The 21,896-nt window shown below is 58.8% G+C and carries 18 protein-coding genes and 2 tRNA genes; 17 read left to right on the plus strand and 3 right to left on the minus strand.

The window, feature by feature from the left end; all coding sequences use genetic code 11:
• Positions 1-158: 158 nt before the first annotated feature.
• Positions 159-3,053: a sensor domain-containing protein gene (locus tag AC2LD7_RS02355; RefSeq protein ID WP_484596257.1), complete on the plus strand. Its 2,895-nt coding sequence runs from the start codon at positions 159-161 to the stop codon at positions 3,051-3,053.
• A gap of 42 nt (positions 3,054-3,095) precedes the next feature.
• Here AC2LD7_RS02355 and AC2LD7_RS02360 read toward each other — a convergent pair whose 3' ends face one another.
• A complete protein-coding gene (locus AC2LD7_RS02360) occupies positions 3,096-3,542 on the minus strand; it encodes an Hsp20 family protein (RefSeq protein ID WP_484596258.1) in 447 nt (148 codons plus the stop codon).
• A gap of 115 nt (positions 3,543-3,657) precedes the next feature.
• Here AC2LD7_RS02360 and AC2LD7_RS02365 point away from each other — a divergent pair, with 115 nt between their 5' ends.
• A complete protein-coding gene (locus tag AC2LD7_RS02365) occupies positions 3,658-4,404 on the plus strand; it encodes an SDR family oxidoreductase (protein ID WP_484596259.1) in 747 nt (248 codons plus the stop codon).
• Here AC2LD7_RS02365 and AC2LD7_RS02370 read toward each other — a convergent pair.
• Positions 4,401-5,375 carry a tRNA dihydrouridine synthase gene (locus AC2LD7_RS02370; protein WP_484596260.1) on the minus strand — a complete coding sequence of 325 codons (975 nt, stop codon included), beginning with the start codon at positions 5,373-5,375 and terminating at the stop codon, positions 4,401-4,403. The genes AC2LD7_RS02365 and AC2LD7_RS02370 overlap by 4 nt on opposite strands.
• Positions 5,376-5,460: 85 nt before the next feature.
• Positions 5,461-5,784, minus strand: coding sequence for a hypothetical protein (locus AC2LD7_RS02375; RefSeq protein WP_484596261.1), 324 nt, complete (start codon positions 5,782-5,784; stop codon positions 5,461-5,463).
• Between the two features lie 161 nt (positions 5,785-5,945).
• On the opposite strand from AC2LD7_RS02375, the gene AC2LD7_RS02380 reads away from it, so the two are divergent.
• The 15 genes from AC2LD7_RS02380 to AC2LD7_RS02450 all read left to right on the plus strand — a co-directional run bounded on the left by AC2LD7_RS02380 (position 5,946) and on the right by AC2LD7_RS02450 (position 21,892).
• Positions 5,946-6,125 (plus strand): hypothetical protein, encoded by a 180-nt coding sequence (locus tag AC2LD7_RS02380; protein ID WP_484596262.1) that lies wholly within the window; start codon positions 5,946-5,948, stop codon positions 6,123-6,125.
• A 70-nt stretch (positions 6,126-6,195) separates the two neighbouring features.
• Positions 6,196-6,272 (plus strand) — tRNA-Met (locus AC2LD7_RS02385).
• Between the two features lie 187 nt (positions 6,273-6,459).
• Positions 6,460-6,536: transfer RNA gene (locus tag AC2LD7_RS02390), tRNA-Met, on the plus strand.
• Positions 6,537-7,350: 814 nt separating this feature from the next.
• Positions 7,351-8,124 carry a hypothetical protein gene (locus AC2LD7_RS02395; protein ID WP_484596263.1) on the plus strand — a complete coding sequence of 258 codons (774 nt, stop codon included), beginning with the start codon at positions 7,351-7,353 and terminating at the stop codon, positions 8,122-8,124.
• Positions 8,125-8,192: 68 nt separating this feature from the next.
• The gene (locus tag AC2LD7_RS02400) at positions 8,193-9,374 is read left to right on the plus strand and encodes a DegT/DnrJ/EryC1/StrS family aminotransferase (RefSeq protein ID WP_484596456.1); all 1,182 of its coding nucleotides are present in this window, start codon (positions 8,193-8,195) and stop codon (positions 9,372-9,374) included.
• Positions 9,375-9,397: 23 nt separating this feature from the next.
• Entirely contained in the window at positions 9,398-10,927 is a 1,530-nt protein-coding gene (locus tag AC2LD7_RS02405; protein ID WP_484596264.1) for an MATE family efflux transporter, read from the plus strand.
• Positions 10,928-11,884 (plus strand): glycosyltransferase family 2 protein, encoded by a 957-nt coding sequence (locus tag AC2LD7_RS02410; protein WP_484596265.1) that lies wholly within the window; start codon positions 10,928-10,930, stop codon positions 11,882-11,884.
• A gap of 55 nt (positions 11,885-11,939) precedes the next feature.
• Positions 11,940-14,147: a polysaccharide biosynthesis tyrosine autokinase gene (locus AC2LD7_RS02415; RefSeq protein WP_484596266.1), complete on the plus strand. Its 2,208-nt coding sequence runs from the start codon at positions 11,940-11,942 to the stop codon at positions 14,145-14,147.
• A 19-nt stretch (positions 14,148-14,166) separates the two neighbouring features.
• Entirely contained in the window at positions 14,167-14,910 is a 744-nt protein-coding gene (locus AC2LD7_RS02420; protein ID WP_484596267.1) for a WbqC family protein, read from the plus strand.
• Positions 14,911-14,964: 54 nt separating this feature from the next.
• Positions 14,965-15,504 carry a transcription/translation regulatory transformer protein RfaH gene (rfaH, locus tag AC2LD7_RS02425; protein WP_484596268.1) on the plus strand — a complete coding sequence of 180 codons (540 nt, stop codon included), beginning with the start codon at positions 14,965-14,967 and terminating at the stop codon, positions 15,502-15,504.
• Positions 15,505-15,524: 20 nt separating this feature from the next.
• Positions 15,525-16,784, plus strand: coding sequence for a glycosyltransferase family 4 protein (locus AC2LD7_RS02430; RefSeq protein WP_484596269.1), 1,260 nt, complete (start codon positions 15,525-15,527; stop codon positions 16,782-16,784).
• Positions 16,732-18,024, plus strand: a complete 1,293-nt coding sequence (locus AC2LD7_RS02435) for a hypothetical protein (protein ID WP_484596457.1) — start codon at positions 16,732-16,734, stop codon at positions 18,022-18,024. Before AC2LD7_RS02430 ends, AC2LD7_RS02435 begins: the two co-directional genes overlap by 53 nt.
• Positions 18,025-18,055: 31 nt before the next feature.
• Positions 18,056-19,390, plus strand: a complete 1,335-nt coding sequence (locus AC2LD7_RS02440) for a hypothetical protein (protein ID WP_484596270.1) — start codon at positions 18,056-18,058, stop codon at positions 19,388-19,390.
• 27 nt (positions 19,391-19,417) lie between these two features.
• Complete coding sequence (locus AC2LD7_RS02445) at positions 19,418-20,536, plus strand: glycosyltransferase family 4 protein (protein WP_484596271.1); 1,119 nt, start codon at positions 19,418-19,420, stop codon at positions 20,534-20,536.
• 138 nt (positions 20,537-20,674) lie between these two features.
• Positions 20,675-21,892 (plus strand): glycosyltransferase family 4 protein, encoded by a 1,218-nt coding sequence (locus AC2LD7_RS02450; RefSeq protein ID WP_484596272.1) that lies wholly within the window; start codon positions 20,675-20,677, stop codon positions 21,890-21,892.
• Positions 21,893-21,896: the final 4 nt, after the last annotated feature.

Below are 21,896 nucleotides of genomic sequence, written 5' to 3' on the forward strand. Positions count from 1 at the left end.
GGCAGGGGCTGAAGTCAGCCAGAAATACACAACTACTTCAGACCATCCTTAGCTACGGATAAGTTCGGGGCATAACTACAACGATACCCAGAAGCCCATGCACATTGTCTGTTCTTCACCGATTAGCCATTCCCTGATTTGCCCGGCCGAGGCCGTTCATGTTGCCCATTGAGCCCGCACGCAATACCACCGCAAACGAAGCAACAACACCCTGGCAGGACGCCTCTCGCCTGCTGTCGGTGCTCGACGGTGCAGGGTTGGGCATCTGGTCCTGGGACCTGCGGCGCGGCGTCGTGCAGTGGTCACTCGGCACCAGCAGGCTTTTTGGCCTCGCCGAGCCGCTCGTCGAAGTGACACAGGCAGCGTATCTGACGCTCGTCGCCGAGCAAGACCGATCCCGTATCGAATCTTTCCTTCGCTCCGCACTAAAAGGCAACGAGCCACGCTTCAGCTTTCGCCATCGGGTGCTTTGGGCAGATGGGAGCGTGCACTGGTTGGAAATCGACGGTCAGCAACAGGCTGGCAGCACGGATCAGTCAACGCTGGTGGGCATCGTCCGCGACATCACCGACCAGCACATCCAGGCCCAAGCCCTCGAAGACAGTCAGGAACGTCTGGAGTTGGCGTTGGCATCGGCAGAGCTTGGCAACTGGGAATGGCACATCCCGAGCGACAGGCTTTATGCCTCGGCTCGGGCATCTGAATTGCAGGGCACCGTTGAGGGCCCTTTCGATGGATCGTTTCGGGAGTTTTTCCGCAGCGTCGCGGCAAAAGACCGGCAAGCCATGCGCGAGGCCTACAACGATCTGCTCGCCGGGCGGCGCCAGACCTACCAGGCCGTCTACCAAGCGGAACATGCGGATGGCACGGTCCGCCACCTGGAAAGCACCGCCAAACTCTATCGTGATGAGCACGGCGCCCCACTGCAAATGGCCGGAATTATTATCGATGCCACCGAGCGTGTTCTGCGCGAGCAGCATCTAGCCGCGTCCGAAGCCAAGTTTTCCGCGCTGTTCCAGGGCAGTCCAGATCCGATTTCCCTGTCGCGCATTCGCGACGGTAAGTTCATTGCGATCAACCCGAGATTCAGCGCCGTATTCGGTTGGGAGAGCAGCGAGATCGTAGGACGTTCGGCCCCGGAACTACGCTTCTGGCGCGATGAGAATCAGCGACAGGAACTCTATCAGCAGCTGACTCACCACCAGCGCTTGGAAAATGCCGAAGCGCAATTTCGCACCAAAGCAGATCAATACATCACTTGTGTGGTCTCCAGTCGCTTCATTCGTATCGACCGGCGGCTGTGCATCGTCACCACTTTCAGGGACGTCACCAAGCGACAGCAGGCCGAAGCGGCACTGAAGGCCAGCGAGGCCAAGTTCGCTACTGCATTTCACTCGAGCCCCGACGCAATCATCATCAGCGAGCGCAGCACCGGGCGCTTCATCGAAGTCAACGAGGGCTTCTACCGTCTCTCCGGTTACCGCCCGGAAGAAGCCATCGGCCGCACTCCTGCCGAATTTGGCATCTGGGCTGTCACGCAACGCAACGAAATTCTCGAACTGCTGGAACGTGACGGCCGCGTGACCAACCGGGAGATGATCGGCCAGGATCGTTACGGCAGCCCGCTGAGCATCGAAGTGTCGGTAGAGCCGATCGAGCTCAACGACACCGAATGCCTACTGATGTCGGCGCGCGACATCAGCCAACTGAAGGCCGCCCATGCACAGATCCATCATCTGGCCTACCACGACCCGCTGACCAACCTGCCCAACCGCGCCCTGCTCATGGATCGCCTGACCCAGCAGGCCGCGCTGCATAAACGGCACAACCTGCGCGGCGCGCTGCTATTTCTCGATCTCGACCACTTCAAACACATTAACGACTCGCTCGGACATCCAGTCGGCGATGGCGTACTGAAAATGATCACGGCACGCCTTGAGGCCAGCATCCGCCAGGAAGATACCGTTGCCCGCCTTGGTGGCGATGAGTTCGTCGTGCTTCTGACCGGGCTTACCGGCAAGCGCTCGGAGGTGGCCCGCCACGTTCGCCAGGTCGCGGAAAAGCTGCGCACTCTACTCGCCGAGCCGATGGTCTTCGAAGGCAATCGCTTGCAAGTGACCCCGAGTATCGGCATTGCCCTGATGCCAGATCACGGCGACACCCCTGCCGACCTGCTGAAGCGCGCCGACATCGCCCTCTACCGAGCCAAGGATGCTGGGCGCAATGCCATACAGATGTTTCGAGCGACCATGCAGGAAGCCGCGAGTGCCCGCCTGCAGCTGGAAAACGAGTTGCGATTGGCACTGCAGCGCAACGAATTCGAGCTATACCTGCAGCCTCAAGTAGACGCACGATCCGGCGTGGTGGTCGGTGCTGAGGTGCTGTTGCGATGGCATCACCCGGAGCATGGCGTTCGCTCGCCCGCCCAGTTCATTGACGTATTGGAAGAATGTGGACTGATCATCGACGTCGGCGGCTGGGTAATAAAGGAAGCCAGCCGAATCGGTGCTTTATTACTGGCCAACGATCTGGTCCGGCCCGACGAATTCAGCCTCTGCGTCAACATCAGCCCGCGCCAGTTCCGCCAGAACGAATTCGTCGAACGCGTCGTCGAAGCGCTGAAAGCCACCGGGCTGCCACACCAAATGATCAAGCTGGAAATCACCGAAGGCATCGTGATTCAGAACCTGGACGACACCATTGCGAAGATGCGTCGCCTGCGCCGACATGGGGTGAGCTTCGCGATGGATGATTTTGGCACCGGCTACTCCTCGCTCACCTATCTCAAACGCTTGCCAGTAGATCTGCTGAAGATCGATCAGTCATTCGTCCGCGACGCGCTGGATGACGGCAATGACGCCGAAATTATTCGCGCTATCGTCGCAATGGCCAGAAGCCTGGGGCTGGAAGTCATCGCCGAAGGGGTCGAACAACAGGCGCAGCTCGAGCTGCTGCAGCTGCAGGGCTGTCATCTGTATCAGGGCTATCTGTTCAGCCGTCCGCTGCCGCTTGCCGAGTTCAGCGAGCTGTTGGCAACGAATTTGACAGCCTGATCTACAAGCAAAAAAGGGCGCCTTGCGACGCCCTTCTCAAGGTCAGACCTCTTCCAGCACCAGACGCTCACCGTTGATCGGGATGCGCTTGGGCTTGGCCTCTTCCGGCACGACGCGTTCGAGCTCTATGCTCAATAGACCGTTGTTGAGTGCCGCGCCTTTGACCTCTATATGGTCGGCCAGGCGGAACGACAGTTTGAATGCACGCTGAGCGATGCCCTGGTGCAGGTAGGTGACGTTATCGCCGCCATTTTCACGCTTGCCGCCACTGACGGTCAGTACGCTGCGTTCGACCTGCAAATCCAGATCGGACTCTTGAAAACCTGCGGCTGCTACGATGATTCGGTACTGATCATCACCATGTTTTTCCACGTTGTACGGTGGAAACGAGCTGCTCGCGTCGTTGCGCAAGGCAGACTCGAACAGATCATTGAAACGATCGAAGCCAATGGATTGGCGGAACAGCGGAGCCATAGAAAAACTACTCATTTGCTATCTCCTGAAATTCAGCGAGTGGTTATGACAGGACCCGAATTCGGCATCCTGTGACCCCCTAAATAGGAATCGCCCGCTGCTTTTCAAGACCGTTCGTCGGAGTTAATTTATGTCCAAAGTTATGCTGATTACAGGAGCCAGCCGAGGAATAGGCGCCGCCACTGCCAGACTTGCTGCCGCCGAAGGCTATGCGCTGTGCCTTAACTTTAATCACCGCCAGGATGCCGCGCAAAGCCTGCTGGAAGAGCTTAAAAGCACCGGTGTCCGGGCAATCGCCGTGGCAGCCGATGTGTCCGACGAGACCCAAGTGGCCGGGTTGTTCGCTGCGATCGACGATGAGTTCGGCAGGCTCGATGTGCTGGTCAACAACGCGGGCATGCTGGAGCACCAGATGCGCCTGGACGAGATGGATGCGGCGCGGCTGGCGCGGGTGTTTGCGGTCAATGTGACGGGTAGTTTTCTTTGCGCGCGCCAAGCAGTAAAACGCATGTCGACGCTCTACGGAGGTAATGGCGGCGTCATCGTCAATGTCTCCTCGATCGCAGCGAAGCTCGGCGCGCCCAATGAATACATCGATTACGCAGCCGCCAAGGGCGCGATCGACAGCATGACCCTGGGCTTGGCCAAGGAAGTCGCGGCAGAAGGTATTCGCGTCAATGCCGTGCGGCCGGGTGTGATCGACACCGAGATTCATGCCAGCGGCGGCGAGCCTGGGCGAGTCGAGCGCGTCAAGGCCAGCGTGCCCATGGGCCGTGGCGGTCATGCTGAAGAAGTGGCCGAAGCGATTGTCTGGCTGGCCAGCGATAAAGCTAGCTATACCAGCGGCGCTTTGCTGGATGTCAGCGGCGGACGCTAAACGGCTGCTTCGAAACTCGGCGCGTTGCTGTCGATACCCAGTAGAACGTCGAGTCGCTCGCAATCGTTTTCCCGCCGCAATTGGGCGAATAGCGAAACCGCTTCCGGGTAGCTACGGGTCAGCATGGATATCCATTGCTTGAGCCGACCCGGTGCATAGCGCGGTGAAATTTTGCGCCGCGCCTGTAGCCAGAAGTCAGCGAGCAATGGCTGCAGGTTTTCCCACGTCATCGGCTCGACCGCTGCGCCATTCTTCGCAGCACTAATCTGGCGAGCCAGATCCGGCCGACAGACCAACCCGCGACCGAGCATGATGTCGTCCACGCCGCTGATTTCGCGGCAGCGGCGCCAGTCCTCCAGCGACCAGATATCGCCATTGGCGAAAACCGGCACGCCGACTACGTCTTGAACCTTGGCGACCCACTCCCAATGCGCAGGTGGCTTGTAGCCGTCGAGTTTGGTTCGCGCATGCACCACCAACTGTTCGGCGCCGCCATCGACCAACGCTCTGGCGCAATCGAGTGCACCGTCTGGGCTGTCGAAGCCCAGCCGCATCTTGGCTGTAACGGGGATATGCGCCGGCACTGCCTTGCGCACTTGGTACAGGATCGAATGAAGCAGCTCGGGTTCTTTGAGCAGCACGGCACCGCCCCGAGACTTGTTCACTGTCTTGGCCGGGCAGCCAAAATTGAGGTCGATCGCGGGAGCACCTAGGCTGCAGGCTAGAGCTGCGTTGTCGGCCAAGCAAAGCGGATCGGAGCCCAGCAATTGCACTCGCAACGGCGTGCCCGCCCGCGTCACCGCACCATCATCGAGCTCTGGGGCGAGCTTGCGAAAACTGGACGGCGACAACAAACGGTCCGATACGCGGATGAATTCGGTAACGCACCAGTCCACACCACCGACGCGTGTGAGCACATCACGAAGAATTTCGTCGACCAAACCCTCCATGGGCGCCAAGGCGATCTGCATGTTGTACGGCCCACTCGAAAAAGGACCGCATTGTACGGAGCGGATCACTGGTTAGGAACGTGCCCGCCTGCATCGACTGGATGAATCAATCGTCCTCGCGATCATCTAGAGTCCGGCGCGGGTGATGTTCCATATCGGTATTGTTGTCGCCGTGGCCCGATTCGTCGTAAATCTTTCGTGTGCGTCGCTCATCATCCCCATCGTTATCCGTTTCGGATCGTTCGGGTAGGCGTTCGATTCCTTCGCCAACGCCCATGGAACTGTTGCCGAGGGTGCGGTCGACGGCGCCGGTGTTTTGCGCCAATTGAATAGTGCTGGGCGCTGAGCGCTCAAGCGAGGCGGCGGCTGCAGGTGTTGTTGCAGCAAGCCCAAGCACGGATCCAAGCGCAATTATCAGATAGGTCCGCATAAATCCTCCTTACCAAGTCACGACAACGTTTTAGGCAGCTTAGTGAACCAGCCGTGCATCACCTGCGAGGATCACCGACCGACGGCAGGTGGAACCGTCCATATCGATCCGGGGTCCATGTTCAGAGAGCAGTTGATGGCAGCTTAGAAAGGAATCCAACAATGATCACACCCGCACTGGTAATTCTGTTGATGATCATCGGCTGGAGCGGCGCCGCATTCGCCATGCTCTGGGGCATGTTGCGAATCGCTCGCTACCACCACAAACCTGGCCCTGAAGCACCGCAGGACCGGCCAGCCATAACCACGCGGCACGGTATTACTGTTTCGCTAAGCGCTTAGAAGAAACGAGCTTATCTTCGATAAAAGCCGTGACAGAACGACCGAAAGCTGTAGAATGCCGGCCCACAGACGCGGGATGGAGCAGTCTGGTAGCTCGTCGGGCTCATAACCCGAAGGTCGTCGGTTCAAATCCGGCTCCCGCAACCAAATACGAAAAAGGCCACTCTTGAGAGTGGCCTTTTTCGTTGGCAGAGAAAAAAGCCGAGCGCAGCAGTAAGCTGCCGCCCGCCAGCACCGATGGCGGGCGAATCGGCTAAACAATTGAAAAGAAAACTCTTTTTTTTGCGCGAGCGGTTGACAGAGACACGGCAGTCTGTAGAATGCCGCCCACAGACGCGGGATGGAGCAGTCTGGTAGCTCGTCGGGCTCATAACCCGAAGGTCGTCGGTTCAAATCCGGCTCCCGCAACCAAATACGAAAAAGGTCACTCATGCGAGTGGCCTTTTTTCGTTGCGCTACGAAAATCGCCCTTCCCTCTCAGCGCTGCAATCGTCCCAAAACCTTTTTTAGTCATTAATCCTTTTTGGCATTAGTGCATTCTGGCTATGCGTCGTTTTCTTCTCCGCACAAAGTTCAATAGATCGAATGGCTTAGTTTGAAAGACTGACTGTTGTTTTATTGAAAAATACTGCCGATCTGTAAACGCGCCATGAACAGCCAGAAAGGACACCTATTTATCAACGACTTACGATGACAAAACGCACACCACGCGATTTTTTAACGAAAAATTTGGCTCTTCGATCTTGACTGTCGCCCGGTTCTAGATGATAACTACGTCACATAAAACAGAGACAGGATGCTCAACGAAACGGCAAGCCAGCCAACAAGATAGTCAAGTTTTGCTACCACGAGCAATTCAGAGACGGCATCGTTTTACAGCGCACCTTTATATCTGAGCGCTGAATATTTTTTCTTATCGCTAATGCTTATCTCGTATCCCAGCCGAGTGCGGTAGCTTTGCCTGATGGCCATAGCACGACGAACCGCAATATGCAGCAAGCGCGTACAAAACGGCCATGATCGCCGGTGGCGGTAGCATTGCCTGATGAAAAACAATTGCGGCAAAAACAAGGCTAAGCCCAGGGAACGGCCTCTGATCTTCGAACCCATAAAATAAAAAAGCCAATAGCCAACCGCTCAACTTTCGGTTTTGCTTCGCTGCGTGCATCTGGGTACTCGCTATTTGCACACCCGCAACTTGCGTTATTCCAACTCGGAGTGAATCGTGAGCACTTTATTTCGTAGCGTAGATACAGAAACGCATCAACTAATTGTTCGCGAGATGAACAACACAGGCTATTCCTGCGTTGCCAACTTTCTAACTCAAGATCAATTAACGTCATTGCAAGAGCAGGTTCGGATCGACGCCGAAAAACATAAGGGCCATTACTTCGCGCACCATGGCGGAGACGCAATCGCGAACTCTTTATTGGGCATCCTAGGCGCTGCGCCGGAGTTTCGTGAAATGCTTGCAGGCATTCATCAGACCGGTACGGGAAAAGCCTCTTTTAACGACGCGATATTTCAGGTGCTGCGCTGCGTACAGGGTGATTCAGGACGCCGAGAGTCCAACTGCTTTCACTACGACGCGAGCCTTCTGACAGTACTGCTGCCCATTGAAATTCCAAAGAATGGCGTCGATTGCGGTGACCTGATCATTTTTCCAAACCTTCGCCGTGTACGTTCGAACGTTCTGTTCAATGTGCTGGAAAAAGCCTTGTTGCAGAACGCGCTGAGCCGAAAGCTGATCAGCGCCGCCATTCGCCGCAATTTGCTGCAGCCAAAGAAGCTGCAGTTGGTTCCCGGCAATCTCTATCTGTTCTGGGGCTACCGCACGCTGCATGCAAACGAGCCTTGCGATCCTGCCAACCGCCGCGCGACTGCCATCTTTCATTATGGCGATCCGCATGCAGGCAGTCTCGCGACCCGATTGATTCTCAAGCTGAACCAGCGCCGCGCCCGCCGCGCGACCGCTGCCGGGGCCCACCCGGCCGCCTGAACCGACGTGGCACCAACCGTGTTTTTCCGCTTCGCACTTTCGCCATGGCTAGCGATAAGGACGTCGAGATGATCAATGTCACCAAATCGTATCTGGGCAACAAGACCAAGTTTCTCAATTACGTGGACAGCATCTATGCGTCCGGCTGGTTGACCAATCACGGGCCGCTTGTCACGGAGTTGGAGGAGCGCCTGCGCGATTACCTGGGGGTCAGGAACATCATCCTCACCAACAACGGAACCCTGGCGTTGCAGATTGCTTATCGGGCGTTGGATCTGTCCGGCAGCGCCATCACCACCCCGTTCAGCTTCGTCGCCACCACCAGCTCGCTGCAATGGGAAGGCATTCGGCCAATATTCGCCGATATCGACAAGGCGACCTGGAACCTCGATCCGCACGCCATCGAGGCGAGGATCGACAGCGATACCCGAGCAATCGTTGCCACCCACGTCTTCGGCAACGCCTGTGATGTCGAGAACATCGCGCAGATCGCCGACCGTCATCGTTTGAAGGTGATCTACGACGGAGCCCATGCGTTCAGTGTGCGCTACAAGGATCAGTCAATATTCAACTGGGGCGATGTCAGCACGCTCAGCTTCCATGCCACCAAGCTCTTCCACACCATCGAAGGGGGCGCCATCGTTACCAACGATGATGCGCTGGCAGCCAGGATTCGTTTGCTGTGCAACTTCGGCATCGTCGATACCGACACCATCAACGGTATCGGCATCAACGCCAAACTCAACGAGTTCGCCGCCGCCATGGGCCTGTGCATCCTCGACGACATGGCGCTGATTCTGGAACAGCGGGCAGAGATTGCCCGGCGCTATGAACAACAACTGGGCGATCACTTCGACCTGCAGCACCAGCAGCTTCACTCCGCGCGCAACCATAGCTATTTCCCGATAGCCCTGGCCAATGAAGACCAACTGCTGCGCAGTCGCAGCGCACTGAATGCGCAAGGTATCAACCCCAGGCGCTACTTCTACCCCTCGCTGGATACCCTTGGCCACCTGCAGCCACAGGTGCCGCAGATACAGTCGCGGAGCTTGAGCCGCCGCGTGCTTTGCCTGCCGATCTATCCGGGCCTGCCGCGACACATCCAGAACACCGTAATTCAGACGCTGACCGAATCGCTGCGGCGCACCCAAGCGCGCGCGGAGCAATACTGGCCGCAGGCCGGCTCCGTCGGATTGCTGAACGAACACCGACTCAGCCTGCTCGATCCCAAGTGCAAGCGTATTTCCTGACTCATTCGCGGCGGTCTGATTTGATGTCCGATTCTCGAAAGCTTTCCATGATTCGCAACACCGGCCTGAGCTACGCAGGTCAGGCGTACGCTTTGCTGATCGGTATTCTCATCCTGCCCTTCTATCTCGGCCATCTGGGAGCGGAAGCCTATGGTTTGATCGGGTTCTTCGCAGTGCTACAGGCCTGGCTGCAATTGCTAGACGCAGGTTTGTCACCGTCGCTGGTTCGCCAGATCGCGCATTTCCGTGGCCGCCCGGACGTTGCGGCGCAACGCTACGAGCCCGGGCGGTTGCTGCGCTCGTTCGAAATCATCTTTTTGCCGCTGGCGGCGCTGACGGTTTTGGCCATCCATTTCTCCAGCGGCTGGATTGCTCATCAGTGGCTGCAAGTGCAGGAATTGAGTACTGCGACCATCGTCCACTGCATCAGCCTCATGGGCTTGATGATCGGCCTGAAGCTGTACGCAACCCTGTACAAGAGCGGCCTGCAGGGACTCGAACTGCATGCCTGGCTGAACGGCGCAAACATCCTCGTCGCCACGCTGCGCTATTTCGGCGGCCTGTTTCTGGTGGCTTATGTGAGTCAGGACCCGCTGGACTTTTTCCTGTTCCAGGCAGCGGTAGCCCTGATCGAGATGCTGATTTTCGCCGCCAAGGCTTACGCATTGATGCCCAATCCGAAGCTGTTGACCGGCTTCGACTGGGCAGTGGTCAGGCCGGTGCTGCCTTTTGCGGCAGGTATGTCGCTCACCTCGGTGCTGTGGATCATTCTGACGCAGCTGGACAAGGTGCTGCTGTCCAACGTGCTGCTACTCAAGGAGTACGGCTACTTCTCGCTGGTGGCGCTGATTTCGACCGGCATCATGACGCTTACCAATCCGTTGGTGCAGACGCTGCTGCCCCGCATGACCATGCTCGTCGCCGAAGACCGGATCGACGAGATGCAGGCGCTTTACCTGAACGCCACCCGCTTCGTCTGCAGCCTGCTGTTTCCCCTTGCCGGGGTGATCGCCTTTCACTCCGCCGAGCTGATATTCGCCTGGACCGGTGATTTGGAAGCCGCGCAATGGAGCCGGTCGGTGCTGCCCTGGTATGTGCTGGGTAGCGCGATCATGGCCGCCACCGCCTTCCAGTTTTACCTGCAATACGCCCATGGGCAGCTGCGCCTGCATGTCTGGTTCAGCCTGATCTCTGCCACGGTGAGCATTCCACTGGTGATCTATGCGGCGCTGGAACATGGCGTCTACGGCGCAGCGTTGGCCTGGTTCGGGCTGCGCATGCTGACCTTCTTTATCTGGCCGTCGATGGTTCACAAACGCTTCGCTCCCGGCCTGCATCGGCAATGGCTGCAGGACTTGCTGCGTATCACCGCCATGACCGGCGTGGGCCTGTTGATCGGTGAGCCCGTGTTCGCCGCCATCGCCAGCGACAACCGCTTCGACACACTTCTGGGACTGGCGGTCAGCGGGTTGATCTGCGTGACGCTGGTCACCTTTACCTCCAAACCCGTCGTACTCCGCCTTTATGTATTGATGACCAAGTCGAGCATCTGAATGAACACGCAACCGAAGAACGAACAAGCCTTGATGGCAACCTGGGGCGACAGGCGTGAACCCTTGCTGAGCATCGTCTGCCTGGCCTACAACCATGCATCCTTCATAAGGGAAACGCTGGATGGGTTCCTCCGGCAGGAAACGGACTTCCCCTTCGAGGTGATCGTTCATGACGACGCCTCGACCGATTCAACTGCGGCGATCATTTGCGAATATGCCGCGCGCTATCCAAGCGTCATCAAGCCGATCTATCAGCGCGAAAACCAGTACCGCCAGGGCGTACCGTTCAGCACACGGCTGTTCGCCAGGGCGCGCGGCAAGTACATCGCCTATTGCGAAGGGGACGACTACTGGACGGACCCGCGCAAGCTGCAGATACAGGTCGACTTTCTCGAGCAAAACCGCGACTACGTGATCACCTATCACGACGCATTCATGTTCAACAGCCAGGGCGTTGTCCGCAGTCCGGACATGCAGGGCGTTGTCCGCAGTCCGGACATGCAGGGCAAGTACCGGCAGGACGCCAGTGCTCGCCAGTTGATGCAGGCACGCCCGGTATCGACGCTGACGGTCTGTTTTCGCAATCTGCTGCAGGAGCTGCCGCCGGAACTGCACGGCGTCGAAGTGCTGGATATCTGCTGGTGGTCGCTGCTGGGTGCTTACGGCAAAGGCAAGTTCATCGAAGAAATCAAGCCCGCCGCCTACCGCGTACATGAGGGCGGGATCTTCTCCATGCGCAGCAGCAAACAGCGCATCCAGATGAGCATGCACGCCTATTACAGCCTCGCCCGCTATTACCAGCGGATCGGCGATCAGGCGCTCTATGAGTATTTCCTGATTCAGGTGTTCTCCCATGCGCTGGCATTGATTTCCCCGCTCAGCAAATTGCAGGCGCTGGGCCAGGTATTCCAGAACATCAGCATCAACCTGTTACGCAGGCTGAACCCAGGCGCTTGACCGGCGAATGGCAACGCTGCCGTATCGATAGCGCAACACTCAAGGAAGGATCCGTATGACTGCCATGAACCGCTCTTCGCTGGAATATGACGCGGACAATCGCATCGACCTGGCGCGTATTCTGCGCGTAGCTTTTGATCACAAGGCACTGATTTTCACCATCACAACCTTCTTCGCCCTGCTCGGCGTCGCCTATGCGATTGTCGCGACGCCGATCTACCAGGCCAGCGCGATGATCCAGATCGAGCCGAAGAAGACCGGTATCGCCGGCGTTCCAGAGATCGCAAAATCCAGCTCGGTTTCCCAGGCCGTGACCGAGATAGAACTGATCAAGTCACGCTCGGTTCTCGGGCGTACGGTCAACGCCCTGAAGCTCTACATTTCCGCTCGCCCCAAGTACCTGCCGCTTCTCGGCGGTTATCTGGCGCGCCTGCACGATCCGGCTGAGGACGGCGAATTGGCCGCGCCCCTGCTGGGCATGGATAGCTATGCCTGGGGCGGCGAGAAGCTGGATGTGTTTCAGCTGGATGTGCCCGAAGCCTACCTGGGCGAGAAGCTGACATTGCGTGCGGGCAGTGCGGGCGCCTTCAGCCTGTATGACAAGGACGAGCATCTGCTGCTGCGCGGCAAGACCAATGAAGCGGTGCAGCACGAAGGCTTCCGAGTTCAGATCGCCGAACTAAAGGCCCGCCCCGGTACGGAGTTTTCACTCGTACGAAGCCGCCCGCAAACCACCGCGCTGAGCTACCAGAAGCGCCTCAAAGTGGGCGAAGCCGGCAAAGACTCGGGAATCATCTACCTCACTCTGGAAGACCCGGACCCGGACAAGGCCAACCACGTACTCGACCAAATCAGTCGCCTCTATGTGCGTCAGAACATCGAACGCAGCTCCGCCGAGGCCGCACAGCGCCTGGAATTCCTGCGTTCGCAGGTGCCGTTGGTACGCAAGGAACTGGAAAAGGCCGAGGCGGCACTCAACGACTATCAAACCAGCGCGCAGTCGGTGGACATCAGCATCGAGACCAAGGGCGTACTGGATCAGATCGTCGCGCTGGAATCACAGATTTCCGAGCACAATCTCAAGCGCACCGAATACAACCAGCTATATACGCCGGAGCACCCGACCTACCAGACACTGATGAAGAAGATCGATCAGTTGGAGGCGCGAAAGGCCGCTTTGATGAGCGAGATCGATACGCTGCCGATGACCCAGCAGGAGCTGCTGCGCCTGAACCGTGACATGGAAGTCACGACCCGCACTTATACCCTGCTGTTGGACAAGGCTCAGGAACAGGACATCCTGCGCGCCGGTACTATCGGCAACGTGCGCATCATCGACAGCGCCTATTCGGTGGTGGAGAGGCCGGCTAAACCGATCAAGCCACTGGTGGTGCTGGTCGCGATTTTCGTCGGACTACTGGTTTCGGCAATGGTGATCCTGCTGCGCCAGGTGTTCTATCGCGGCGTCGAAAACCCGGAGGCGATCGAGCACTTGGGTATTCCGGTGTATGCCGCACTGCCCTTCTCGCCGAAACAGGAACAGCTTTATCGGCTGCGCAAAATACGCGACGGCAGGAGCAAGTTGCTGGGCGGTGCCGACCCGGCGGATTTGGCCATCGAGTCCCTGCGCAGCCTGCGCACCAGCCTGAAATTCGCCATGCTCGAAGCACGTAATCAGGTGTTGGTGATCACCAGCCCAACGCCCTCGGTGGGCAAGTCCTTCGTCGCAAGCAATCTGGCGTCGGTCATCGCTCAAGCCGGCCAACGCGTGCTGCTGATCGATGCCGACATGCGTCGCGGTTATATCGCCAGCATGTTTGGCATGGCGCCGCGCAGTGGCCTGTCCGATGCGCTGGCCAGTGGTCTGCATCTCGCTGCGGTAATCAACAAAACCGACCAGGCCAACCTGCATTTCATTGCCCGCGGTTTTTCCGCGCCGAACCCGTCCGAGCTGCTGATGCACGACAACTTCGCCAAGCTGCTCAAGGAGGCGGAGCGAGCATACGACTTCATCATCATCGACACGCCACCGGTTCTCGCCGTCACCGATGCGGTGCTGGTCGCGCAACTGGCTGGCACCAGCCTGCTGGTGGCCCGTTATGGCCTGAGCACCGCAAGCCAGATCGAGGCATCCAAGCGGCGGCTAGCGCAGAACGGCGTGCTGCTCAAGGGCACCATTCTCAACGGTGTCAAACGCAAAGCATCAAGCACCGCCTATGAAACCGGTGCATACGGTTATTACAGCTATTCTCAGAAAGCCTGACACCTGCGAGGGAAATGCCGTGCTCAGAACCGCTGCCATGATGCAACCCTACCTGTTCCCCTACCTCGGCTACTTTCAGCTGATCGCCCGCAGTGATGCCTTCGTGCTGGGCGATGATCTCCAGTACATCAAGAGTTCCTGGATAAACCGCAACCGGATACTGATGGGCGGGCAGCCGACGCTGATCACTTTTCCGCTGCGCAAGGGCAATCAGTGCGACCAGATCAACCAACGTTGGCTGTGCGATGACTTTTCGCGGGACGCGGAAAGGCTTCTGAAGACGCTGGAACGCGCCTATTCCCGCGCCCCGTACAAAGCCGCGGTGATCGATCTGGTACGCCAGATCCTGACGTATCCGGAGCGCAACCTGGCGCGGTTCACCGAGCACTCCATTCGCCGAATCTGCGCGTATTTGCAGATTCAGACACCGATACGCATCGGGTCTGAACTGGGACTGCCGGCACGTATGGACAAGCAGGAGCGGGTCATCAGCATCGCGCGGAAGCTGGACGCCGAGCTGTATATCAACCCCATTGGCGGCATGGAGCTCTATTGCCCTGCTTTTTTCAAAGCGCACGGCTTGATGCTGCGCTTTATGCGTATGGACGACCTGAGCTACCCGCAACTCAACCAGCCCTTCGTGCCGTCGCTTTCGATCATCGACGTACTGATGTTCAACAGCCAAAGCGACGCGCAAGCCCTGCTCAAGCGCTTTTCCCTGGTGGAAGGCATCGAGCAGCAGGCCACGCTTCAACGGGCATAGCCGCTACTTTCGCGAAAACGGACATCAGCATCACTCACTACGGAAGGCAATCACATGGCAGCGCTTAGCAGCAACCCACGCTGGTACCTGATCCAGACCAAACCACGCCAGGAAGCCCGCGCCGAAGAGAATCTTCGACGTCAGCATTTCGAGTGCTACCGCCCGCAAAAGCAGCGCGGATCATCCAACCGCAAGGCAGAAGAGCCACTGTTTCCGGGTTATCTGTTCATCCGTCTCGACCGGCAGATGGACAACTGGTATCCGATCCGCTCGACCCGTGGCGTCGCTCGTGTGGTCTCCTTCGGCGGAGAACCGACTCCGGTCAAGGACGAATTGATCGAACAGCTACGCCAGCGCCTTGCGGTCGAACAGCCACAACCCGAAGCGCCACGGTTCAAACCCGGCGAACGGGTACAGCTCAATGGCGGCAGTTTTCAGGATATCGAGGCGATTTTCATCAGCACCGACGGTGAAGCGCGCTCGGTGATCCTGCTGAACCTGTTGCAGCGCGAGCAGAAGGTCCGCGTACCCACGCGCTATCTCAACGGTTACGCATCGCAAGCCATGCTCGCCACAGCCTGGCCCGCCGATTGATCGAACTGGAGGGATGCCAGATGAAGATTCTTCTGCTGCATAGCCTGTATGCGCCCCATATCGGCGGTGGTGCAGAAATCGTCGTACGCCAGCTGGCCGAAGGGCTGCAGGGACGGGGTTGCGAGGTCGCGGTACTGGTCACCGGGCCCGAGTCCGGGCTGCATGAGGAAACGCACGGTGACGTGCGGATCTACCGCGCCGGCCTGCACAACTTCTACTGGCACTTCACCCAGACCCGACCCAATCGGCTGCTGCGCCTCGGCTGGCATTACCGGGATCGCTACAACCGCAGCATGCGCCAGCATGTTCGCGAGGTGATTGCCCGCGAACGACCCGATCTGGTGGTCTGCAACAACCTGACCGGCTGGTCGGTGTCGGCATGGGACGAAATCAGTGCGGCTGGCCTGCCAATCATTCAGGTGCTACACGACCTGTACCTGCTGTGCCCCAAGGACACGATGTTCAGTAAGGGCCGCAGCTGCGAGCGCCAGTGCGGCACGTGCTCGGCCTTCCGCCAGCACCATGCCGCGGCGTCGGCCCAGGTCGCGGCGGTGATTGGCGTCAGCCGCTTCGTCCTGAATCGCGTGACTGGCCACGGTTACTTCGGCCAGGCCAGCCGCCACGTGGTACACAACAGCACCACGCTGAGCGCCAGTGCGCCGTCTGCGCCGCGCCCGAGCCACAGCGGCCTGCTGCGTTTCGGCTACATCGGTACGCTTTCGGAAAACAAGGGCGTGGGCTGGCTGATCGAGCAATTCCAGGCGCTCTCCATCGACGCGACGCTGGAAATCGCCGGCCGCGGCAAGCTGGACTACGAAGCGAAGATCAAGGCGATGGCCGATCCGGGCAAAGTCAGGTTCGTCGGCTATCAGGACCCGGGAGCCTTCATGCGCAACATCGACGTGCTGGTGGTGCCGTCGATTTGGGCCGAGCCCTTCGGACTGGTTGCCATCGAAGCTTGCGCCGACCATCTGCCCGTCATCGCGACGAACATGGGCGGGCTGCCGGAAATCATTCAGGACGGCGTCAATGGGTTGCTCTGCTCGCCGCATGATCCCGACTCGCTCGGCCGGACGATGCTAAGGCTGTACCTGGACAGCGGCCTGCGTCAGCGACTGTCCAAGCAGGCGCGCATCAGCGTCGCCCCTTTTCTGAATATGGAACGGATGCTCGATCAGTACCAGTCGATCCTGCATGCCACGCTGCACGGCCGGAGAGCCCACGATGATTCCGAGTTCGCTGATTATTGCGCAACACAGGTCGAGCCCGCTGGCGATTGACAAGCCGACGGTGCTGACGCTGATTGCAGCCTCGCTGCTTATCGGCGAAACCTTTGCCGGGGCGCTGCGTTACTACCTGGATATAGCCGGTATCTCCGCCCTGCTCTACCTGCCGAAACTGGCCTGCGTGGCGGCAGTGGCGCTGGAGCTGCCACGCGCCCGAATCAAGCCCGGCGCCTGGTTGGTCCTGTTCGCATTAGTGGTTTCGAGCCTGCTGGCGTTGCTTCACGGGGCCTCGCCTAGCAACATTGCCTTCAGCGTATTCATCTACATTCCGTTGTTGTTCGGGCTGGTCTGCGGCAGTTATGTGGAACGCAGGGTCGAGCTGCTCGGATGGGTCATCGGGCTATGCCTGGTCGCCTCGCTGATTGGCATCGCGCTCGACATGTTCACCAGCGTCCCATGGAAGGGCTACAGCTACATGATGGGTGACGTCGAGTTGAGCGGGAACAGATCCTGGGCCTTCGGCAGCATCGATCGTCTCGCCGGATTCGCCCGCATGTCGACCAGCCTGGCCGTGATGATCGCGCTGTACAGCCTGTTTCTCGCGGCATTTCTGCAGTCGCGATTGCTGCGAATGATGCTTTACCCACTGGCCTTCGGCGCGATCTTCCTCACCACCAATAAATCCACCGCGGCGGCCTATCTGCTGACACTGATGATGCTGTTTCTCGCCGGCTATCGCATGCCCAGCGCCACGGCATTCTTCATTGCGGTGATGGTGGGGCTGGCGTTGCCGGTCATCAGCCTGCTGTTGAACATTCCGCAGAGCGAAGCCTACAGCGAGAGCCTGTTGTCATCATTCAACGACCGCTTGATCAATAGCTGGCCCAACTTCATCGAGGTAATCGTCAACGAGGGCTGGGGATGGTGGGGTGCAGGCTTCGGCGCGGTGGGAGGAGCGGCCGCTACCTTTCCACTGGCCTGGCTGGAACTGCTGAGCGTCGCTGACAACACGGCGTTGTATCTCTGGGGAATGCTCGGGGTGTTCGGCGTGCTGCTGTATCTGCTGTTGTTCCCGTTGCTGCTGCGCCTGCACGACCGCGGCTCGCGCATTCGCGACGCACTGCTGGGCATCGTCTTCTGTATATGCCTGATCGGCTGGGCCACCGACGTGCTGGAGGTAGCCACCGCCACCCTATTCATCGGCATGGCCATCGCCCATGTCCTTACGCCACGGGACGCCCCACAAGGCACGCGCTACAGCCAGATCGAAACTGGACCAGCCATTCGGCCCTGAACAACCTTCGCCCCTAGCAACGGAAGCTGCCATGAGCACCCGCCTCAATTTTCGCCATCTGACGCTGATCGCCGTCATGTCCGGCCTGGCGCTGCATGCGCCGGCACAGCAACAAGAAGACCCATTCATCATCGGGGTCTGCTCGCACGATCTGCACTATCGCGATAGCCGCAGCCAGGGCAACCAGCTCATGCGGGATGCGGGTATCGAGTCGGTACGAACCGATGCGCATTGGGCATTCCTCGAACGCAACCGCAATCAATTGAAGGTGGAACCGCATTGGCGCACCTACCTGGCCGGTACTGAAGCGCAGGGTCTGGATAGCCTGTTCATTCTCGGTTATGGCAACAGGTTTCATGGGGACGGTGAAAAGCCGCGCAGCGAACCGGTACGCACCGCGTTCAATCGCTATGTCGCCTTCGTCGCGCAGCAGTTTCGCGGTCGAATCAAACACTACGAAGTCTGGAACGAGTGGGACGTCGAAAATCCGACCGACCCGCAGTTCACCGAAGACTATGCCCGCCTGATCACCGATGCGGCGGGCATCATTCGCCAGCATGATCCGGCCGCCAAGGTTCTAGCGGGCGCGGTGACGACCAAAGGAATCGAGTCCGGTTTCGCCCTGCGCCTGATCGAGGCCGGGGTCATGCAATCGATCGACGGCATTTCGCTGCATCCATACGTGCATTGCCGTGGCCGTGGAAAGAACACGCCCGAAGCCTGGATCGAATGGCTCGCCGAGGTGGATATGGAACTGTCCCGCGCCGCCGGTCAGCCAGTGCCGTTGTATCTCACGGAGATGGCTTGGCCCGCTCACGAGGGGGCCTGCGGAATCGACGAAAGCCTGCAGGCAGCCTATCTGGCACGCAGTTTCTTTCTCGCCAGAACACTGCCCAACGTTAAGGGGTACTGGTGGTACGACTTTAGAAACGACGGCACAGACAAGCGCGAGCGAGAGCACAATTTCGGCTTGTTGCGCCAGAATTACGTCGCAAAGCCGGCGTATCAGGTGCTCACAGCGATCAGCCCAATCGTCCACGACTATCCATTCCTTGAGCATGCCAGCGAATCCGGGAACGACACCGTTCTGTTGCGTTTCGGCAACGCTGAAGAACAGCTTCTGATCGCGTGGAGCACCGACAAACCTCGCTCGGTCAGCATCGAATCCATAGGCAAAACACCCGGCAAGCTGGAACTGATCGACACCGCGCGCCCTGACCAAGGACGTATCGCGGGTGGTACGGCATGGGAATGCCCGGCGACCGCGGATAACTGTACCGCCCGCGTCGAGCTCGACGGCTTCCCAAAGATCATCAGCCTCGGCAGGCCAACTCGTTCCAGCCCACTCACGGATCGCAGTTTATGAACAGATTTTTGCAGGGAGGATTTTTAGATGATCGTGATCAACGCCCGCTTTCTTACCCAGGAGATACGTGGAGTGCAGCGTTTCGCGGAGCAGATCTGTCTGCAACTCAAAGGGCTGCGCGACGACTTGGTGTTCGTCGCGCCGCACGACATTCACCTGCACGACAGCGCCGAGCAGCTACAGGTGCAGCGGATAGGTCGACGCAAAGGGCACCTCTGGGAACAGCTTGACCTCCCGTTGTGGCTGGCTAGAAATGGCAGCCCGCCGCTGGTCTCGCTGTGCAATACCGCGCCGCTGGCGTACAGCAACCAAATCGCGACCCATCACGACATTACCTATGTCAGACATCCGGAAAGCTACTCGAAAGCCTTCCGAACCACCTATCGCCGCCTGACGCCGGTATTGCTAAAGCGAATCAAGGCCTTGATTACCGTGAGTGAATTTTCCCGCAAAGAGATAGCTCGCTTCTACGGCTATCCGGCGCGCCAGATCTGTGTGGTGCCCAACGCCGTGGATTCGCGTTTTCAACCGTTCTGCGCAGCGCAGTGCGACGATAGATCGACGCCCTATCTGCTAGCGGTTTCATCGCCTAGCGCACACAAAAACTTCGCCCGGATGGTGGCGGCCTTTCTAAGGATGGAGGGCCTCGACGACGTCGAGCTGCGCATCATCGGCGACTCGAATCGGATCTTCTCAGGCAGCCTTCACGATGTCGGCGGCAGCCGACGCATCCGCATGCTTGGCCGGCTTACCGACGAGGAGTTGGTAAAAGCCTATCAGGGCGCCACGGCCTTCGTGTTTCCTTCCGTCTATGAAGGGTTCGGCATTCCGCCGCTCGAGGCGCAGGCATGTGGCTGTCCGGTGATCGCCGCACGTGCCGCCTCGATTCCAGAGGTGCTGGGCGATAGCGCGCTGTACTTTGATCCGCTGGACGTACGGGATATCGCTGACTGCATGAAACGAGTCCTGCAGGACGAGTCGCTACGCAATGACCTGCGTCGCCGCGGCAGGGCGAACGTCGCCCGCTTCTGCTGGATTTCATCGGCCCGGCAGGTTTCTCGCCTGATCGATCAGGCCTTCACCGGGGTGCCGTACATCGGTGATAGCGACCTTCGCCAGCTGCCGTTCAGCCCGCCAGAAAGCTAGTCCTTCGCCAGTAGCCGCCCCATCAGCCGAACTACGCGGAGTGTGAGCACACCGCGATGGCCGCCGTACCCATTTTTTCAGTCGCCATTTCTGCCGGCTGATTCCGCTGCCATGCCACAACCTACAAAAGGTCTTCGTATGAAAATTGCCATTGTTCATGATTGGCTAGTGACCTACGCCGGAGCCGAGCGGGTACTTGCCGGGCTACTCGAGACTTGGCCGGACGCCGATCTGTATGCAGTGATCGATTTCCTCTCCGACGAAGATCGCGCCAGCCTCGGCGGGAAACGCGCTACCACGACCTTCATTCAGCAATTGCCGAAGGCTAAGACTCACTATCAGAAATATCTGCCCTTGATGCCGCTGGCCATCGAGCAGCTCGACATGTCCGCCTACGACCTGGTGATATCCAGCAGCCACGCCGTGGCCAAAGGTGTGCTCACCGGGCCCAACCAGCTGCATATCAGCTACGTGCATTCACCGATCCGCTACGCCTGGGATTTGCAGCATCAGTACTTGCACGAGGCCAGCCTGGACCGGGGCTTCAAGGCCAAGCTGGCGCGCATGCTGTTGCATTACATGCGCATGTGGGATCAGCGCACGGCCAGCGGCGTGGACGATTTCGTCGCCAATTCGCACTTCATCGGCCGGCGCATCAACAAGAGTTATCGGCGCGAGTCGACGGTGATCTATCCGCCGGTCGATACCCGCCAGTTCACGCTGCACACGGAAAAGGAGGACTTCTATCTGACGGCGTCGCGCATGGTGCCTTACAAGCGCATTCCAATGATCGTCGAAGCATTTTCCAGGATGCCCGACAAGAAGCTCATCGTCATCGGCGCCGGCCCCGAAATGGACAAGGCGAAGGAACTCGCAACGCCGAACGTGACGCTGATGGGTTATCAGAGCTTCGCGGTGCTGCTGCACCACATGCAACGCGCCCGCGCGTTCGTGTTTGCAGCGGAGGAAGATTTCGGCATCGCGCCCATCGAAGCCCAAGCCTGCGGGACGCCGGTCATCGCTTATGGAAGGGGTGGCGTGCTGGAAACCGTACGCGGCCTCGATCATCCCGAACCCACGGGCGTGTTCTACACCGAGCAGACGCCGGAGTCGCTGATCGCCGCGGTCAGCGAGTTCGAATCGGCAGCGCATCACATCCGATCTGAGACATGCCGCGCAAGTGCGGAGCGCTTTTCAACCGAACGGTTCAGGCAGGAGATTAAGTCTTTTGTCGATACTAGAGTTCGCGAAGTTACTTTGCTTCAAGGACAGGAGGCGCTGCTGCATCGACCAACCGTAACGCCGGTGAGCGTCGCACCGGTCTATCCAGCGGCGGTTCCAATGAAGCACGCCTAAATCA

It is taken from the genome of Stutzerimonas sp. (assembly GCF_982611455.1).

Coding starts and splice junctions, on each gene's coding strand:
- AC2LD7_RS02355 (WP_484596257.1), top strand. CDS start 159: ATGTTGCCCATTGAGCCCGCACGCAATACCACCGCAAACGAAGCAACA.
- AC2LD7_RS02360 (WP_484596258.1), bottom strand. CDS start 3,542: ATGAGTAGTTTTTCTATGGCTCCGCTGTTCCGCCAATCCATTGGCTTC.
- AC2LD7_RS02365 (WP_484596259.1), top strand. CDS start 3,658: ATGTCCAAAGTTATGCTGATTACAGGAGCCAGCCGAGGAATAGGCGCC.
- AC2LD7_RS02370 (WP_484596260.1), bottom strand. CDS start 5,375: ATGCAGATCGCCTTGGCGCCCATGGAGGGTTTGGTCGACGAAATTCTT.
- AC2LD7_RS02375 (WP_484596261.1), bottom strand. CDS start 5,784: ATGCGGACCTATCTGATAATTGCGCTTGGATCCGTGCTTGGGCTTGCT.
- AC2LD7_RS02380 (WP_484596262.1), top strand. CDS start 5,946: ATGATCACACCCGCACTGGTAATTCTGTTGATGATCATCGGCTGGAGC.
- AC2LD7_RS02400 (WP_484596456.1), top strand. CDS start 8,193: ATGATCAATGTCACCAAATCGTATCTGGGCAACAAGACCAAGTTTCTC.
- AC2LD7_RS02405 (WP_484596264.1), top strand. CDS start 9,398: ATGTCCGATTCTCGAAAGCTTTCCATGATTCGCAACACCGGCCTGAGC.
- AC2LD7_RS02410 (WP_484596265.1), top strand. CDS start 10,928: ATGAACACGCAACCGAAGAACGAACAAGCCTTGATGGCAACCTGGGGC.
- AC2LD7_RS02415 (WP_484596266.1), top strand. CDS start 11,940: ATGACTGCCATGAACCGCTCTTCGCTGGAATATGACGCGGACAATCGC.
- rfaH (WP_484596268.1), top strand. CDS start 14,965: ATGGCAGCGCTTAGCAGCAACCCACGCTGGTACCTGATCCAGACCAAA.
- AC2LD7_RS02430 (WP_484596269.1), top strand. CDS start 15,525: ATGAAGATTCTTCTGCTGCATAGCCTGTATGCGCCCCATATCGGCGGT.
- AC2LD7_RS02440 (WP_484596270.1), top strand. CDS start 18,056: ATGAGCACCCGCCTCAATTTTCGCCATCTGACGCTGATCGCCGTCATG.
- AC2LD7_RS02445 (WP_484596271.1), top strand. CDS start 19,418: ATGATCGTGATCAACGCCCGCTTTCTTACCCAGGAGATACGTGGAGTG.
- AC2LD7_RS02450 (WP_484596272.1), top strand. CDS start 20,675: ATGAAAATTGCCATTGTTCATGATTGGCTAGTGACCTACGCCGGAGCC.